Below are 15,926 nucleotides of genomic sequence, written 5' to 3'. Positions count from 1 at the left end.
GTCCGTGCGCCGGTGGCTGGAACAAACAACTGCGCAATTCGGGCCGCCCGGCGGCATCGACGCCCTCAACTGCGGGATCGGCCCGGCTATGACGCCGCTCACTGTTCCACTCAGTGGCCCAACGAGGTGCTCGGTGCCGTGCTGCGGACCGGAACGCCCTGGATGTGCCGTGGAGCGCCGTCGGGGTGTGTCGCGCCACTCCGGACCGGAGGGAACGCGACCGGACCGTAAAATAACTAGCATTGCGAACTAGAAGCGGGCGTTCTCAGCTTCCTGCTCTCCGACGTCCTCCAAGGAGTTCCAGCAGTGACCAGTGTGGTCCCCTCCGGCACGAAGGGGATCGGCTTCCGCTCGGAGCGCGGGCCGGTCCTCCTCGCGGTGATGCTCGGCACCGGTCTCGTGGCGCTGGACAGCACGATCATCGCCACGGCCGTCCCGTCCATCGTGACCGACCTCGGGGGCTTCGAACAGTTCCCCTGGCTGTTCTCGATCTACCTCCTCACCCAGGCGGTGACCGTCCCGCTCTACGGCAAGTTCGCGGACGTCCTGGGCCGCAAGCCGGTGATGCTCTGGGGCATCGCGGTGTTCCTGCTCGGCTCGGTGCTCTGTGGCGCGGCGTGGAGCATGCCCGTCCTGATCATCTCCCGGGCCATCCAGGGGATCGGGGCGGGAGCCGTCCAGCCGATCAGCATGACGATCGTCGGCGACCAGTACACGGTGGAGGAACGCGGCAAGGTCCAGGGCTACCTCGCCACCGTGTGGGCCATGGCGTCGGTGATCGGGCCGACCCTCGGCGGGGTCTTCGCCGAGTACCTGTCGTGGCGGTGGATCTTCTACGTCAACGTCCCCGTCGGTGCGATCGCCGTGGTGGTGCTGGTCCTCAAGTTCACCGAGACGGTCGAGCGGCGCAAGCGCCGCATCGACTACCTGGGCGCCGCGTTGCTCACCCTCGGCTGCTCGCTGCTGATCCTCGGACTGCTCGAAGGTGGTGTGGCCTGGGGTTGGGGCTCGGTGCAGGGCGTCCTGATCTTCGCCATCAGCGCGGCGATGCTGATCGCCTTCGTGTTCGTCGAGCGGCGGGCCGTCGAGCCCGTGGTGCCGCTGTGGGTGTTCAGCAAGCGCACGCTGGTGGGCGGGAACCTGGCGTCGCTCATCATCGGGGCTCTGCTGATCGGTATGAGCTCCTACCTCCCCACCTTCGCCGAAGGCGTACTGGGAACCGGTGCGCTCGTCGCCGGCCTGACGCTGGGGGCGATGACCGTCGGGTGGCCCCTCTCGGCGTCCCAGGCCGGGCGCATCTACATGCGGCTCGGCTTCCGGGACACCGCGCTCATCGGAAGCGTCTTCGTCGTCATCGGGGCGCTGCTGATCGCCCTGCTGCCGATCGGCGCGACGGTGTGGGAGACCGCGGGTGCGGCCTTCGTGCTCGGGGTCGGTCTGGGCCTCGCGTCGGTCCCCACCCTGGTCGCCGTGCAGTCGACGGTCGGCTGGAACCGGCGCGGAGTGGTGACCGGCACCAACATGTTCAACCGCTCGATGGGCAGCGCCATCGGCGTGGCTGTCCTCGGGGCGATCGCGAACGCCACGCTCGCGGACCGCTTCGCGCATCCGCCGGCCGCGGTGGCCGGGCACCTGCCACCGAGCGCCGACGCCACCAGCCTCGTGCTGGGCGGCCACCTCGACCCGGCCTCGCCGGTCGACGCGTTCGTCCGCAGCGCCCTCTACGACGCCACGCACAACGTGTTCCTGGTGATGTTCGTGATCAGCGTCGTCATCGTGGGGGCCGTGCTGCTGATGCCGCGCAAGACCACGGAGCTGACCTTCCCCGAGGACGCTCAGGCGCGGGCGGCGTCGCCCAGCATCCCGACGGCCTGACGACACAGCCACCGCTCGGCCTCGTCGTAGGTCCACCCGCAGTCCGCGACGAGGGTGCGCCAGGCGGTGATCCCGAAGCAGAACCAGAGGCGGTCTGCTGCCGCGTCCACGTCCAGGCCGGGAGTGAGCAGCCCCCGGGTGTGGAGGTGCTCGGCGACGCGGCGGAGGGTGTCCCGGTAGTAGTCCGTGGACCGGTGCCAGATCTCCTCGGCGATGTCGCTGCCCGCCATCGACGAGAACATGATCTGGATGGTCTCGTGGTGCGTCTCGTTGCCGGCGCGCGTGCCGCGGGCCAGCGCGCGCATGGCTGCGCCGAGATCCTCGCTCCGCAGCACCTCGGCGAGGGTCTCCTGCGCGCCCGCGTTCTGGGCGGCGTCGGTCAGCAGCTCCGTGAGGATGTCGGCCTTCGTGCCCGCGCTCGCGTACACCGTCTTGACAGCGATGCCGGCCTGCCTGGCGATGTCCGCCACGGTGACGCGGGCGTAGCCCTGTGCCGCGAAGAGATCGCGGGCGCCGCGCAGGATGTCGCGGCGCGTGTCGGCCGCGTCGCTCTCCCGGCGCGGCGAGCGGTAGGAGCGCGTCGAAGCCATACCCGGAGTCTAGGGGTCGATGCAGGCGTAGGGTATTGATTGCATTACCGTTCACCTGAAACTGTCTCGCCGCTGCCCGTCCTGATCCGAGGTGCTCCATGACCGCTCTGCAGCCCGACCCTGCCGAGGGCCTGCGCATGTACGACGAACTGCTGGCCGTGCACACGATCCTGCGGCGCGGGTCGGAGCTGATCGCGCAGTCGCTGAAGGTGCTGGCGGACGACGGTCCCGTGGACGTCCGGGCGCTCGTCTCCGTGGCGCGGTGGCACAACGGCTTCCTGCACCATCACCACCGGAGCGAGGACGCGCAGTTCTGGCCGCTGCTGCGCCGGCTCTTCCCCGGCTCCGCCGACGACCTGACCCGGCTCACGCAGGAGCACGAGGAGCTCGACGCGAACCTGACCGCGCTGTCGGAGGCCATCGGCGCGCTCGGCGCGGCCCGCACTCCGGCGGAGCGCCGGGCGGCGGTGCAGGTCGCCGCGACCACGGGATACCCGAAGGCCGTCGTCTGCCGCGACGCCCTCGGCGGGCACCTGGACGACGAGGAGCCCGTGCTGCGCGCACTGTTCCCCCAGGTGTCCGCGGCCGAGATCCGCACGCTGCGGGCGGCGATCGTGGCGGCGGCCCCCAAGTCCGGACCGGACCTGGTACTCGGGCTGCTCTCCGATCCCACGCCCGCCCCGGGCTATGACGCCATCGTGGCGAACTTCCCGCCGCCGGTGCGCTGGCTGCGCCCGGTGCTGCTGCGCCGCTACCACGCACGCCGCAAGGCGCTCGGGGTGGCGTAGAGCGGGGCGCGCCGCCGGATCCGCGCCGCGTTGGCGCGCGACTGATCTTCGGCGCTATGGTGGGCTCGTGTCCGATCCTGGGTGTTCGTCCGAACGGCCCGAACCGGATATCCGCTCCCTGTATGACGATCATGCCGTACGCTGAGCCGGTGAGCGAAGCCGGGAGCGAGCAGGTGACGAGTCTCGCCGCGCAGATCGGCCGGGTGGCCGCCCCCCTCCGCAGCCAGGTGCTCGACGTGCTGCGCGAGGCCATCCTCAGCTTCCGCTTCGCCCCCGGCCAACGCCTCATCGAGCGCGAGCTGATCGACATGACCGGGGTCTCCCGTACGACGATCCGCGAGGTGCTGCGCGAGCTCGCCGCCGAGGGGCTGGTCAAGACCATCCCCCAGAAGGGTGCTGTCGTCGTCGCCCTGTCGCCCGAGGAGGCGGAGGAGCTCTACGAGCTGCGCGAGGTCCTCGAGGGGCACCTCGTGAAGAAGTTCGTCGAGCGGGCGTCCGACGCCCAGGTGGTCGCACTGCGCCGGGCGTTCACCCAGCTCGAGAGCGTGGTCGAGCGGCGGGAGGGCACGGTGGCCGTGCTCAAGGCCAAGGACGTGCTGTACGAGGTGCTGCTCACCGGCGCGGGCAACTCGGCGTTGCGGGCGAGCCTGTCCCAGCTGCACGCCCGGGTGAGCCTGCTGCGGGCGAGCTCGCTGTCGTCCGGTCCCGCCCGCCCGCCGGAGGCCGTGGCCGAGCTACGGGTTCTCGTCGAAGCCGTCGAGGCCAGGGAAGCGGGCGCCGCGGCCGACGCCATGGTCACGCACGTCCGGGCCGCTGCCCGCACCGGTATCGAGGCGATCCGCCACTCCTCGCACGCGCTCGTGGCCGCCACCAGCTGACGTTCCGCCCCGCCGGGCGCTGGGTCCGTCCCGCGGGGCCGACCCCACTCGGACGACCCCCACTGGGCCGGCCGGTCGTGGGTCGCCGACATCCGGTCCACCCCGGTCTGCCGGTCGGACGATCTCGGTTGGCAGTGCTCGTCCGATTGTCATACAGTCAGGCGAGCGTTGCGAACTGAGGAGTGGGTATGCCGGTCGGATCTCTCACAGGTCGAGTCGCGGTCGTCACCGGTGCCGCCGGCGGGATCGGTGGTGCCACGGCGGCGCGGCTCTCGCGTGAGGGAGCATCCGTCGTGCTGGTCGACCTCGACGGCGACGCCGCGTCGGCGCTGGCCGCCCGTCTCGAGGGCGAGGCCATCGGCGTCGCGGCCGACGTCTCCCGCGAGGAGGACGTCGAGCGGTACATGGATGCCGCGGTGGACCGGTTCGGGCGGGTCGACCTGCACCACCTCAACGCCGGGATCCCCGGCACCCCGACGGCCCTGCCCGATCTGGGCGTCGAGGAGTTCGACCGGGTGATCGCGGTGAACATGCGGGGGACGTTCCTCGGGCTCCGCGCCGCGTTCCGGCAGTACTTCCTGCAGAGCAGCGCGGGCGCGATCGTCATCACGGCGTCCATCGCGAGCCTGCGCGGCAGCTCTGACCTGCTGCCCTATCACGCCTCGAAGCACGGCGTGCTGGGGCTGATGCGCAACGCCGCGGTGTACGGCGGCCCGCTGGGCGTGCGGGTCAACGCCGTGGCGCCCGGCATCGTCCCCACCGCACTCTTCGGCTCGGGGGATGGTCCGGGCGGCAGCGCCGACATGGTGCAGCGCGCCTCGACCACCCCGCTGCGCCGGGCGGGCAGCCCGGAGGAGATCGCGTCCGTCGTGGCCTTCCTGCTCAGCGACGACGCCGCCTACATGACCGGCGAGGCCGTCTCGGTCGACGGCGGCGCGTCGATCGTCAACAGCGTGCGTCCCTCCGGCGGTGCCGGTGCGTGGGACACGGCCGCGCTCGACGCCCGCACCGCTCCCACGGCGGGCCGCGTCTAGCTGCCGACGCTCGACCGCGTCACCCGGGCGCTGTGCGCGCGCTCGGATTGTCTGACAGTATGTCAATCGACCACGACGATCGACTGCTCACCGAGGAGAGTGCGATGGCGCAGGGTGTCCAGGACCCGGAGGCGGATCTCGGGAAGGCCCGCCGCGTCGTCGCTCTGGCCACGGCCGTCGGCAACTTCACGGAGTGGTTCGACTTCGCCATCTACGGCTTCCTCGCCGCCACACTCGGGCGCCTCTTCTTCCCCGGCGTGAGCCCGGCCGCCTCGCTGCTGGCCTCCCTGGCCGTCTTCGGCGTGGCGTTCTTCATGCGGCCACTCGGCGGCCTCGTGCTCGGAGCGATGGGTGACCGCCGCGGGCGCCGGGCGCTGCTCACGCTGTCGATCGGCCTGATGGGCCTGTCCACCACCCTGATCGGGGTGCTGCCCACCTACGCGGAGGCGGGGGTCCTCGCGCCGATCCTGCTGGTGCTGCTGCGCTGCCTGCAGGGTTTCTCCGCGGGGGCGGAGTGGACCGGGTCGGCGGCGTTCCTCGTCGAGCACACGCCGACGAACCGCCGGGGTCGCTTCGCGAGCGTGGTCTCCGCGACCGCCGCCCTCGCCACCGCCTTCGGCGGCCTGCTGGTCCTCGCGCTCGAACTGAGCCTCACCCCGGAGCAGATGCTGTCGTGGGGATGGCGGGTCCCGTTCCTCGTCGCGGTGCCGCTCACGCTGGTCGGCACCTGGATCCGGTTGCGGATCGACGAGACGCCGGTGTTCCAGCGGCTGGTGCAGGCGGGAGCGGTCAGCACCGCCCCGGTGCGGCGCGCCGGACGCGACGTGCGGGCGATCGCGCTCACCTTCGCGTTCTCCAGCGTGCAGGGCCTCGGCTTCTACTATCTCGCCACCTACGTGATCAGCTTCCTGACCGCCACCGTCAAGCTGCCGCAGTCCCGCGCCCTGGTGCTCGTCGCCATCGGGCTCCTGGTCTACGCGGCGCTGTGCCCGGTGGCGGGGGCGCTGAGCGACCGGGTGGGCAGGCGCCGGGTGAACCTCGCGGGCGGTGCCGGGCTGGCGATCGTGAGCGTGCCGGCGTTCGCGCTGATGGGCACCGGCACCGCCGCGGGCGTGGTCGGTGGCATGGTGCTGTTCTCGGTGTTCCAGTCGATGGTCAGCGTCACCACCGTGTGCATGCTCGTGGAGCTGTTCCCGGCCCAGACCCGCTCCACGTCCAGCGCGATCGGGTTCAACCTGGGGCTCGCCCTCATCGGCGGCCCGGGCCCCCTGATCGCGGCCGCCATCGCCGCGGGCACCGGGAGCAGCACCCTGCCCGCGCTGTACATGGTCGTCGTCGCCGTTCTCGGCACCGTCGCACTGGCCCGGTGGCTCCCCGAGACCGTCGGCCGTGGGTTGGACGCCGATGCGGCCGTCGCCGCAGGATCGACCCGATGAACGAACGCAGGAGATTCTGATGAGTGGGTACGAGGTGCTGGCGGTCCGCTACGGGACCAGGCTCGCGCGCAAGGCGGAGAACTACCTGAACTTCCACGTCTACGGCGAGCCCGACGAGGACCTGCCGATGGACTACTTCTTCTGGGTCGTCCGCGACGGAGATCGCACGATCGTGGTCGACTGCGGGTTCAGCGCCGAGGCCGGGCGGCGGCGGGGCCGCACCCAGCTCGCCGACCCGGGTGACGCGCTCATGGCGCTCGGCATCGACCCGGGCTCGGTCAGCCAGCTCGTCGTCACGCACGCGCACTACGACCACATCGGGAACCTGGAGCGCTTCCCGGCCGCGGAGATCGTCATCGCCCGCCGGGAGTACGAGTTCTGGACCGGCCCGTACGCCGCTCGCCCCCAGTTCGCCCACTCCACGGAGGCGATCGAGCTCGACCGGCTCGCCGCCGCGGGGGAGCAGGGCAGGCTGCGGCTGGTCGAGAAGACCCTCGACCTCGCGCCCGGGTTCGAGCTGGTCGTCGTCGGAGGGCACACCCCGGGCCAGCTCGTGGCCCAGGTCGCCGTCGACGGCGAGGACGGCGGACCGGGCGCGGTGATCCTGGCTGCCGACGCGCTGCACTTCTACGAGGAGCTCGAACGCGACCGTCCGTTCTTCGTGGTGGCGGACCTGGTCGACATGTACCGCGGCTTCGACCTGTTGCGCGAGATGTCCGCCGACCCGGGCCGGCTGCTCCTGGCGGGCCACGACGCCGCGGTGCCCGACCGGTTCCCGGGCCGGCTGCCCGACATGCCCGGTGATCTCACCGACCTCGTCGTGCGGGTCGCCGGCAGGACGAGGACGCAAGCAGAGGAAGTGGTGGTGTCATGAGCGCTCCGACGGTGGGAGTGGTCGGGCTGGGCAACATGGGTGGCCGGATGGCGCGCCGCCTGGTCGACGCCGGGATCCCGGTGGTGGGGTTCGACGCGCAGGCCGGCCGGGTCGAGGCGGTGGGCGCGACGCTGCTCGGTGACCCGGCCGAGGTGGCCAGGGCGTCCGAGGTGGTCCTGATGTCGCTGCCCGACAGCCACGTCGTCGAGGCGGTCGTCCGCGGCCCGAGCGGGGTGCTCGCCGGCGCCGCGGCGGGGACCACGATCGTCGACCTGTCCACGGCGGCGCCGTCCTCGACGGTCGCGCTGCACGCCGAGGCGGCGGCGGTGGGGGTCCGCTATCTCGACGCCGGCATCTCCGGGGGAGCTGCCGCCGCCGACAAGGGCATTTTGACGATCATGGCGGGCGGCGACGCCGATGCGCTTGCCGAGATCGGATGGGTGTTCGAGCCGATCGCCGCGCACGTGCACCACATGGGCGCCTCGGGGGCCGGGCACACCGCGAAGCTGCTCAACAACTTCCTCAATGCGGTGAGCCTCGCGGCCTCGGCCGAGGTGATGGTCGCGGGCCGGCGTGCCGGGCTCGACCTGAGCCAGCTGCTCGAGGTGATCAACAGCAGCAGCGGGGTCAACTTCGCGACGCTCAACCGGTTCCCGCGGATCGTGCAGGGCGACTACCTCGAAGGTGGGCTGACCGGGCGGCTGATGACCAAGGACGTGGCGCTCTACGTCGACCTCATCGGCAAGCTCGGGGTGCCCAGCCTCAACGCGGCGGGCCCGCTGGCGAGCTTCGGGCTGGCCGAGAGCCTCGGCTACGGCGACCAGATCAGCAACCGGGTGGTGGACGCGATCGGTGACGTCGCCGGGGGGACCCGCGTCCACGACAAGACGGAGGAATGACCCATGCAGATCGTCCGGGGCCGCGCCCCCGACTCCACCCCCACCCAGTCCCGCACGGAGACCTTCACCGGCACCGTCTGGGGTGACCCGGTGCTGCCCACCACCGCTGAGGGCAACACGATCAACTCGGTGACCTTCACCCCCGGCGCGCGCACCTACTGGCACCACCACACCGGCGGCCAGATCCTCGTGGTGACGGCCGGCCGGGGATGGGTCTGCACGCACGGCGAACAGCCGGAGGTGATCCGGGCCGGGGACGTGGTCTGGGTGCCCCCGGGCGAGCGGCACTGGCACGGCGGCACGGTGGACACCGTGATGACCCACCTGGCCGTGTCGCTCGGCCCGACCGTGTGGCTGGACGAGGTGGACGAGAACGAGTACCGCGCCCTGGTGGCGCTGGAAGGGCAGCGATGACCGGGGATGCGATGACCAGCGATGCGATGACCAGCGGAGCGACGACCGACGGGCGCTACGAGCAGGGGCTGGCGATCCGGCGGGAGGTGCTGGGCGACGCCCACGTCGACCGGTCGCTGGCCGGGGTGAGCGACTTCGCCCGTCCCGTGCAGGAGTACGTCACCCGCACGGCCTGGGGCGAGATCTGGAGCCGGCCCGGCCTGGACCGGCGCACCCGCAGCCTGCTCAACCTCGTGATGCTCACGGCGCTGAACCGCAACCACGAGCTGGGCGTCCACGTCCGGGGCGCGGTCACCAACGGGTGCACCGAGGTGGAGATCCAGGAGGCGCTCCTGCAGGCCGCGGCCTACTGCGGCGCGCCCGCCGCGCTGGAGTCCTTCCGGGTGGCCGAGCGCGTGCTCGGCGAGCTCGCGGCGGAGCGGAACGGGACCGGTCGTGTCTGAGCCGCCGGTGGGGCCCGTCGGGTTCGTGGGATTGGGCCGGATGGGCGACCCCATGGTGCGGCGGCTCGTCGCTGCCGGCGTGGCGGTGCGCGCCCACGACGCGGCCCCGGGCCCCCGGGAGGCGCTCGCCGACGTCGTCACGGTCGTCGACAAGCCGGCTGAGGTCGTGGCGGTCGGGCCGTCGGTCGTGGTGCTGATGCTGCCGAACTCGGACATCGTCGAGGCCGTGCTGGCCGACGGGCTGCTCGACGCGCTCACCCCCGACACGGTGCTGGTGGACATGGGCTCCTCGGAGCCGATGCGCACCCGGGCGCTCGCCGAGCAGGTGGCCGCCCGGGGCGCCACCATGATCGACGCGCCGGTGTCCGGTGGGGTCTCCGGCGCCACCAAGGGCACCTTGACGATCATGGTCGGCGGCCCGGACGACGCGGTCGCGGGTGTCGAGCCGCTGCTGGCGCTCCTCGGCCGGGTCCGCCACGTCGGCCCCGTCGGCGCGGGCCACGCGCTGAAGGCGCTCAACAACCTGATGTCCGCGGCCCACCTGCTCGCGAGCTCCGAGGCGTTGCTGGCCGGGGAACGCTTCGGCCTCGACCCCTCCGTGATGCTCGACGCGGTGAACTCCTCGAGCGGGCGCAGCGGCTCCACCGAGAACAAGTGGCCCAACTTCGTGGTGCCCGAGACCTACGACTCCGGCTTCGCGCTCGCGCTGATGGTCAAGGACATCCGCATCGCGCTGGGCCTGGCCGAGGCGACGGGCGCGCCGTCCGCGCTCATCGGCCGCACCGTCGAGCTCTGGGGCGAGGCGGCCACGGCACTCCCCCCTGATGCCGACCACACCGAGATCGTGCGCTGGCTGCGGGCCGGCGAGGTGACGGATCCCGATCCGAGGAGCACCCCATGACGCTGACCGCAGAGCAGCAGGAGATCAAGGACGAGTTCATCAAGGTGCGCGGCACCTGGGGTGACGCGTGGGAGCGGATGCTGGAGCTCGACCCGCCGTTCGTCCGGGCCTACCTGCACTTCTCCGCCGTGCCCTGGACCGGGGAGTCCCACCTCGAGCCCAAGGTCAAGGAGTTCGTCTACATCGCCGCCGACGCCGCGGCGACGCACCTCTACGTGCCCGGGATCCGCCAGCACGTGGCCGCCGCGCTGGAGCACGGCGCCACGCCGCAGGAGATCATGGAGGTCATCGAGCTCACCAGCACGCTCGGCATCCACGCCAGCAACATCGGCGTGCCACTGCTGCTGGAGGTGCTGGAGGAGGAGGGGCTGCGGGACGGCCCCGCCCCGCTCGACGAGCGCCGCGAGCGGCTCAAGGCCGAGTTCACGGCCAACCGCGGCTACTGGCACACCTTCTGGGACGGCCTGCTCGAGCTCGACCCCGACCTGTTCGAGGCCTACATCGAGTTCTCCTCGGTGCCCTGGAAGACCGGGACCCTGCCGCCGAAGATCAAGGAGCTCATCTACATCGCGTTCGACGCCTCGGCCACCCACCTCTACGTGCCGGGGCTGAAGCTGCACATGCAGAACGCGGTCCGGCTCGGAGCGACGGCCGGGGAGATCATGGAGGTGCTCGCGATCGTCAGCGTGATCGGTATCCATGCCGCGACGACCGCAGCCCCCATCCTCGCCGAGCTGACCCAGGCCGCTCCCCGGTGACTGCCGGCCGGCTCGGCACCGGGGGACGGTCGAGCCGGTCGGCGCCCCACGCTCCTGTGGTCGTCGGCAAGTCGCCCGTTTCGGGTGCGTGAGTCGCCCGTTTCGGGTGCGTGAGTCGCCCGTTTCGGGTGCGGGCGGCCACGGTGGCAGCGGGTCGGAGTCGAGAGGATCGGGCAAGACCTCGCGCGTATCGGTCTACCGCAGACCAGGTCGCTCGCGCTTGCATGGTCTCACCATTCCGACACCCGCTGGAGCCGTGCGCATGCCTCTCGACCACTACGTCACCCTCGGCCGTTCCGGGCTGCGGGTCAGCCCGCTCGCGCTCGGCGCGATGACCTTCGGGGAGGATCCCGGCGGTGCCGGTACCGGCGTCGAGGAGTCGGAGAAGATCCTCGCGACCTACCTGGACCTCGGCGGGAACTTCGTCGACACGGCGAACTTCTACACCAACGGCCACTCGGAGAAGATCCTCGGCGACTTCTTCGCCGCCCGTCCCGGCCGGCGCGAGCACGTGGTGCTGGCGTCGAAGTTCTTCGGCAACCTCTTCCCCGGTGACCCCAACGGCGGGGGAGCGGGGCGTGGGTCGATCGTCGCCCAGCTCGACGAGACCCTGCGCCGCCTGCGCACCGACCATCTCGACCTGTACTGGCTGCACAACTGGGACCGCCACAGCCCGGTCGAGGAGACCCTGCGCACCCTCGACGACCTGGTACGGGCGGGGAAGATCCGCTACATCGGGTTCTCCAACACGCCGGGGTGGTTCACCGCCCAGGCCCAGACCACGGCGCTGCTGAAGGGCTGGACGCCGCTGATCGCGCTCCAGGTGGAGTACTCGCTGCTGGCCCGCACCGTCGAGGGCGAACTCGCACCGCTCGCGCTCGACCAGGGCATGGCGCTGGTTCCGTGGAGCCCGCTGAGGAACGGCTTCCTGTCGGGCAAGTACCGCCGCGGCACGCAGGTCAGCGACTCCGCGCGCACGGCCTTCGTCGGCGGCCCCGGCGAGGACGAGTTCACGGTCATCGATGCGGTCGCCGCGGTCGCCGACGAGCTCGGGACCACGTCCGCGGCGGTGTCGCTGGCCTGGCTGCTGGCCCGCGAAGGCACCGTCGTGCCCATCCTCGGTGCCCGGCGGGTGGAGCACCTCGAGAACAACCTCGCCGCCCTGGAGGTGACTCTCACCCCTGAACACCTCCGCGTGCTGGACGAGGTCTCGGCCCCGGCCTTGAACTACCCGGCACCGATGCACGGCGCGCAGCGCGCGATGCTGCAGTTCGCGGGAGCCACTGTGGACGGTGTGGCCTCCACCGTGTACCCGCCGCTGCTGCAGAGCGACGTGCGCTACTGAGGTTCCGCGACCGAGGAGCCCCTACTCGTCGCCGTGCCACCAGCGCCGCTTCGGTGAGCGGATCTCCACCGAGCCGGCGCGCACGGAGCCGGTGAGCCGGAAGGTCGGGCCGGGGGTGCCGTCCGAGCCGGCGCGCCTCTTGTCCTCGATGCTGCTGAGCACCGACTGCACCTCGTGGTGCTCGACCCGGGCGCCGTGCGGCATCCGCATCTCGACCGAGCCGGCCACCACGTCCAGCTCGATCTCGACGACGTCGTGCGGGATCCGGGCCTTCGTGAAGTCGAGCTCGGTCGACCCGACCTTCGTCCGCACCACCAGCCGGGCAGGCACGTCCCAGTCGCCGCGCCGGGTGAGGGAGCCGAGGACGCTGCGCAGCTCGGTGGAGCCCGAGGTGATCACCGCATCGGACGTCGACTGCGGCCGCACCGGGGAACGGTGCGGTGTGCCGGTGGCGCCGGGTTGTTCCGGGTGCGCCATGCCCGGCAGGTCGAGCAGGACCACGTTCAGCTCTCCCCGGGTGCGCGCGGCCAGCGCCGCGTCCACCCGCCGGGTGAACTCGTCGAGATCGAGCAGGCCGGCACCCGTGGCGCGCTGCAGCAGTTCGACGACGTGTTCGCGCTCCGCGTCGGACACGCGCAGGGATCGTGGGTCGGGGACATGATCGGGCACGCGCAGACCGTAGCGAGCAACCCGGCAATGGTCATCAACCGATCAGCGGGCCGGTCGGCCGCCGATGCCTACGCGGGCAGCTCCGCCTCGCCGCGCAGCATGGACGACTGGCAGCCCGCCGGAGACCACCCCACCCAGATGGAGCCCGGAACCTCTCGATGTCCGAATCGGAGGGGCGCAGTTCCAACGCGGCGGCGAAGCTGATTTTTCCGGCCGTCATCGAATCAGAATAGTGAAGCCGGGTCCGATGGCGCCATCAGATAACAGAGGAAAGCATGGATGGCGTCGATGACGGCGTATTTCCTGGATTGTGAATGGTGTCGCGTTACGACCTGAGGCGTTCCACCACCGGCTCGAACGCCTCCCGGTACGGCTCGTGCACGGTGACGTAGGAGAACCCCCAACGCTCCCGGGCCGCCACCAGCTGTTCGGCCATCTGCTCGGGCGTGCCGATCAGCAGGTACGGCATCTCCAACGCCTCGTCGGCGGTCGTCTCCGTGCCGAACCTGCTGATGATGTCCTCGGCCGTGGATCGCCGGTCGGTCGTGGGCACCACCATCTGCACCAGCAGGTGCCACTCGATGTGCCGGCTGCGCTCCCCGGCCAGCCCCCGCACGAACCGCATCCGCTCGTCGGTCTCCGCCGCGGTGGCCAGCCGGAACGTCCCCGGCGGGCGGCCGGCCACCTGGTAGGCGCCGGCGACGCCGATGATGTCGGCGTGGCGTGCGGCGATCGTCAGCACGCGGTCGCCCGTGCCGCCGACGATCAGCGGCGGCCCGGACCCGCCGAAGCCGCTGCGCTGCACCGGTTGCGGCGCGGTGCCGCCCGGGAGCGCGGCCAGGTCGCCGGAGAAGAACCGCTCCAGCTCGGTGACCGTCTTCTCCAGGGACCGAGCGCGTGAGCCGAAGGACGTCCAGGGGATGCCGGCGGCGTCGAACTCCCACTTCATGTGCCCCGCGCCGAGCCCGAGCTCCAGCCGGCCGTCGGTGAGGATGTCGGTGCTGGCCACCTCGCGGGCCAGCAGTGCCGGGTTCCAGAACGGGGCGTTCAGCACGAGGGTGCCCACCCGCAGGCGCTCGGTGGCGTCGGCCGCCGCCACCAGCACCGGGAACGGCGCCGGTGCCCCGAGGTGGTCGGCGGCGAAGACCGTGTGGAACCCCGCGCTCTCCCCGCGCCGGCAGAGTTCCTGCAGATCCTGACGGGACGGGATGCCGAAGACGTTGAAGGAGAACCGGAAGTCACGCAGCATTCGGACACCCTGCCCGGTGGGGCGGCGCCCCACAACGTCGTTCCCGCGGAGCGGACTCAGCGTCATGGACACATATGGCTGCCCGATGCGGCGAGAATGCGCGATATCTGGCCATGACGCGGTGCGCCCGTCCCGGCGGTGACCGGCGCCACCGATCGCTATTACCGCCAGCGGCCCGGTGGCACTGTGAATTCGTTGCCGGGCCGAAGCGCATCGGTGGTGAGGGGGAACGTGTGGAATACGACTACGTCGTGGTCGGTGGTGGCACGGCCGGGTGCGTGCTCGCGTCGCGGTTGTCCCAGGACCCCGGAGTGCGGGTGCTGCTCCTCGAGGCGGGCGGAGCCGGCAGGCCGGCGGCCATGGCCGATCCGTTGGGCTGGCCGCTCCTGTTCGGGACGGAGGTCGACTGGGCGTTCGAGACCACTCCACAGCCGGGTACCGGTGGTTCGGTCCATTCGTGGCCGCGCGGGAAGGTTCTCGGCGGGTCGAGCTCGATCAACGCGATGATGCACTCGCGGGGTCATCGCGACAGCTACGACGCCTGGGTGGCCGACGGCGCCACCGGCTGGGACTACGCGTCGATGCTGCCGTTCCTGAAGCGCACCGAGCGTGCGGTGGACGACCGCGACCCGCGCTACCGGGGGATGGACGGCCCGATGACCGTCGCGGAGGGCGAGACGGACCACGTCCTGTGGGAGGCGGCGTTCGAGGCCGCGCTCGAGGTGGGCCACCCAGCCGTGCACGACCTCAACAACGGCATCGACGACGGCGTGGGCTGGAACGAGTACAACGTCGTGGCCGGGGCCCGGCAGAGCGCTGCCGACGCCTACCTGACCCCGGTGCTGGGCCGACCCAACCTCGACGTGGTCACGGGCGCGCAGGCGCGGCGGCTCGTCCTCGACGGCGGGCGTTGCCGCGGCGTCGAGTACACGGTGGACGGCAAGCTGCGCGCCGCCGCCGCGGAGCGGGAGGTCGTGCTGGCGGCGGGCGCGATCGGCTCGCCGCAGCTGCTCCTGCTCTCCGGGATCGGACCGGCGGCCCAGCTGCGCGACGCCGGCATCGACGTCGTCTCCGACCTGGTGGCGGTGGGGGAGAACCTGCACGACCACCCGATGTCCACGGTGGGCTACGGCGCGACGCGCCCCGTCCGCGCGGCGAGCTTCGTCCGCAAGCCCCACGTCCGGCTCCGCAGCGATCCCGCCGGCCCGGTCGACCTGTACCTGCTGTTCGTGGACACGCCGTCCGGTCCGCCGGGGACACTCGGCACGGGGGACGGGTTCGGAATGAGGTTCGCGCTGATGACGCCGTTCAGCCGCGGGTCGATGCGGTTGAACAGCGCGAACCCCGAGGGCGCTCCCCTCATCGACCCGAACTACCTCGCCGACGACCGGGACGTCGAGCGCATGGTCGTCGGTCTGCGGCGGGCGCGGGAGGTGGGGGAGGCGAAGGCGTTCTCGCCGTGGCGCGACCAGGAGCTGTTCCCCGGCCCCGACGTGCGCGACGACGAGGCGTGCGCCGACTTCGTCCGGCGGAGCCTGACGACGTTCTTCCATCCGGTGGGGACCTGCCGCATCGGTGTCGGCGAGGCCGCGGTCGTCGACCCGGAACTGCGGGTGCACGGCGTCGAGGGTCTCCGGGTGGCCGACGCCTCGGTGATGCCGTCGATCGTCTCGGCGAACACGAACGCCACGACCCTCGCCATCGCCGAACGGGCGGCTGCCCTGATGACCGGGGAAGCCTGACCCCGCCCCGTCTCCGACGCGCGAGTCGCCC

General features: G+C 71.7%; 16 protein-coding genes. 13 read left to right on the top strand and 3 right to left on the bottom strand.

The window, feature by feature from the left end; translation table 11 throughout:
• Positions 1–306 precede the first annotated feature (306 nt).
• Positions 307–1,875, top strand: a complete 1,569-nt coding sequence (locus ACQPZA_RS21480; protein ID WP_433273124.1) for an MDR family MFS transporter — start codon at positions 307–309, stop codon at positions 1,873–1,875.
• Here the strand turns inward: ACQPZA_RS21480 and ACQPZA_RS21475 are convergent.
• Positions 1,836–2,465 (bottom strand): TetR/AcrR family transcriptional regulator, encoded by a 630-nt coding sequence (locus ACQPZA_RS21475; protein WP_433273122.1) that lies wholly within the window; start codon positions 2,463–2,465, stop codon positions 1,836–1,838. The genes ACQPZA_RS21480 and ACQPZA_RS21475 overlap by 40 nt on opposite strands.
• A 98-nt stretch (positions 2,466–2,563) precedes the next feature.
• Between ACQPZA_RS21475 and ACQPZA_RS21470 the strand changes: the two genes are divergently transcribed.
• The 11 genes from ACQPZA_RS21470 (at position 2,564) to ACQPZA_RS21420 (ending at position 12,235) form a co-directional block, all read left to right on the top strand.
• A complete protein-coding gene (locus tag ACQPZA_RS21470; RefSeq protein ID WP_433273120.1) occupies positions 2,564–3,253 on the top strand; it encodes a hemerythrin domain-containing protein in 690 nt (229 codons plus the stop codon).
• Between the two features lie 149 nt (positions 3,254–3,402).
• Positions 3,403–4,131, top strand: coding sequence for a GntR family transcriptional regulator (locus ACQPZA_RS21465; protein ID WP_211174498.1), 729 nt, complete (start codon positions 3,403–3,405; stop codon positions 4,129–4,131).
• A 188-nt stretch (positions 4,132–4,319) separates the two neighbouring features.
• Entirely contained in the window at positions 4,320–5,165 is an 846-nt protein-coding gene (locus ACQPZA_RS21460; protein WP_169397253.1) for an SDR family NAD(P)-dependent oxidoreductase, read from the top strand.
• A 104-nt stretch (positions 5,166–5,269) separates the two neighbouring features.
• Positions 5,270–6,601 (top strand): MFS transporter, encoded by a 1,332-nt coding sequence (locus tag ACQPZA_RS21455; RefSeq protein WP_169397269.1) that lies wholly within the window; start codon positions 5,270–5,272, stop codon positions 6,599–6,601.
• Positions 6,602–6,620: 19 nt separating this feature from the next.
• Positions 6,621–7,475, top strand: coding sequence for an N-acyl homoserine lactonase family protein (locus tag ACQPZA_RS21450; protein WP_433273117.1), 855 nt, complete (start codon positions 6,621–6,623; stop codon positions 7,473–7,475).
• Positions 7,472–8,374, top strand: coding sequence for an NAD(P)-dependent oxidoreductase (locus ACQPZA_RS21445; RefSeq protein WP_433273115.1), 903 nt, complete (start codon positions 7,472–7,474; stop codon positions 8,372–8,374). The genes ACQPZA_RS21450 and ACQPZA_RS21445 overlap by 4 nt, the downstream gene beginning before the upstream one ends.
• Before the next feature lie 3 nt (positions 8,375–8,377).
• The gene (locus ACQPZA_RS21440) at positions 8,378–8,788 is read left to right on the top strand and encodes a cupin domain-containing protein (protein WP_169397256.1); all 411 of its coding nucleotides are present in this window, start codon (positions 8,378–8,380) and stop codon (positions 8,786–8,788) included.
• Between the two features lie 11 nt (positions 8,789–8,799).
• Positions 8,800–9,231, top strand: coding sequence for a carboxymuconolactone decarboxylase family protein (locus tag ACQPZA_RS21435; protein ID WP_246266653.1), 432 nt, complete (start codon positions 8,800–8,802; stop codon positions 9,229–9,231).
• Positions 9,224–10,132, top strand: a complete 909-nt coding sequence (locus ACQPZA_RS21430; RefSeq protein ID WP_433273112.1) for an NAD(P)-dependent oxidoreductase — start codon at positions 9,224–9,226, stop codon at positions 10,130–10,132. The genes ACQPZA_RS21435 and ACQPZA_RS21430 overlap by 8 nt, the downstream gene beginning before the upstream one ends.
• Positions 10,129–10,890, top strand: coding sequence for a carboxymuconolactone decarboxylase family protein (locus tag ACQPZA_RS21425; protein ID WP_169397257.1), 762 nt, complete (start codon positions 10,129–10,131; stop codon positions 10,888–10,890). The genes ACQPZA_RS21430 and ACQPZA_RS21425 overlap by 4 nt, the downstream gene beginning before the upstream one ends.
• A gap of 262 nt (positions 10,891–11,152) precedes the next feature.
• The gene (locus tag ACQPZA_RS21420; RefSeq protein ID WP_433273110.1) at positions 11,153–12,235 is read left to right on the top strand and encodes an aldo/keto reductase; all 1,083 of its coding nucleotides are present in this window, start codon (positions 11,153–11,155) and stop codon (positions 12,233–12,235) included.
• 21 nt (positions 12,236–12,256) lie between these two features.
• Here the strand turns inward: ACQPZA_RS21420 and ACQPZA_RS21415 are convergent, their stop codons facing one another.
• Both ACQPZA_RS21415 and ACQPZA_RS21410 read right to left on the bottom strand, forming a co-directional pair.
• On the bottom strand, positions 12,257–12,904 hold the full coding sequence (locus ACQPZA_RS21415; RefSeq protein ID WP_433273108.1) for a DUF1707 SHOCT-like domain-containing protein: 648 nt from the start codon (positions 12,902–12,904) through the stop codon (positions 12,257–12,259).
• A gap of 325 nt (positions 12,905–13,229) precedes the next feature.
• Complete coding sequence (locus ACQPZA_RS21410) at positions 13,230–14,153, bottom strand: LLM class F420-dependent oxidoreductase (RefSeq protein WP_433273106.1); 924 nt, start codon at positions 14,151–14,153, stop codon at positions 13,230–13,232.
• Positions 14,154–14,386: 233 nt separating this feature from the next.
• Here ACQPZA_RS21410 and ACQPZA_RS21405 point away from each other — a divergent pair, with 233 nt between their 5' ends.
• Positions 14,387–15,895 (top strand): GMC family oxidoreductase, encoded by a 1,509-nt coding sequence (locus ACQPZA_RS21405; protein ID WP_433273104.1) that lies wholly within the window; start codon positions 14,387–14,389, stop codon positions 15,893–15,895.
• Positions 15,896–15,926: the final 31 nt, after the last annotated feature.

The organism is Pseudonocardia xinjiangensis (genome assembly GCF_050948425.1).
GTDB classification, from domain to species: domain Bacteria; phylum Actinomycetota; class Actinomycetes; order Mycobacteriales; family Pseudonocardiaceae; genus Pseudonocardia; species Pseudonocardia xinjiangensis.
This window is presented reverse-complemented; position numbering and strand designations above follow the sequence as displayed.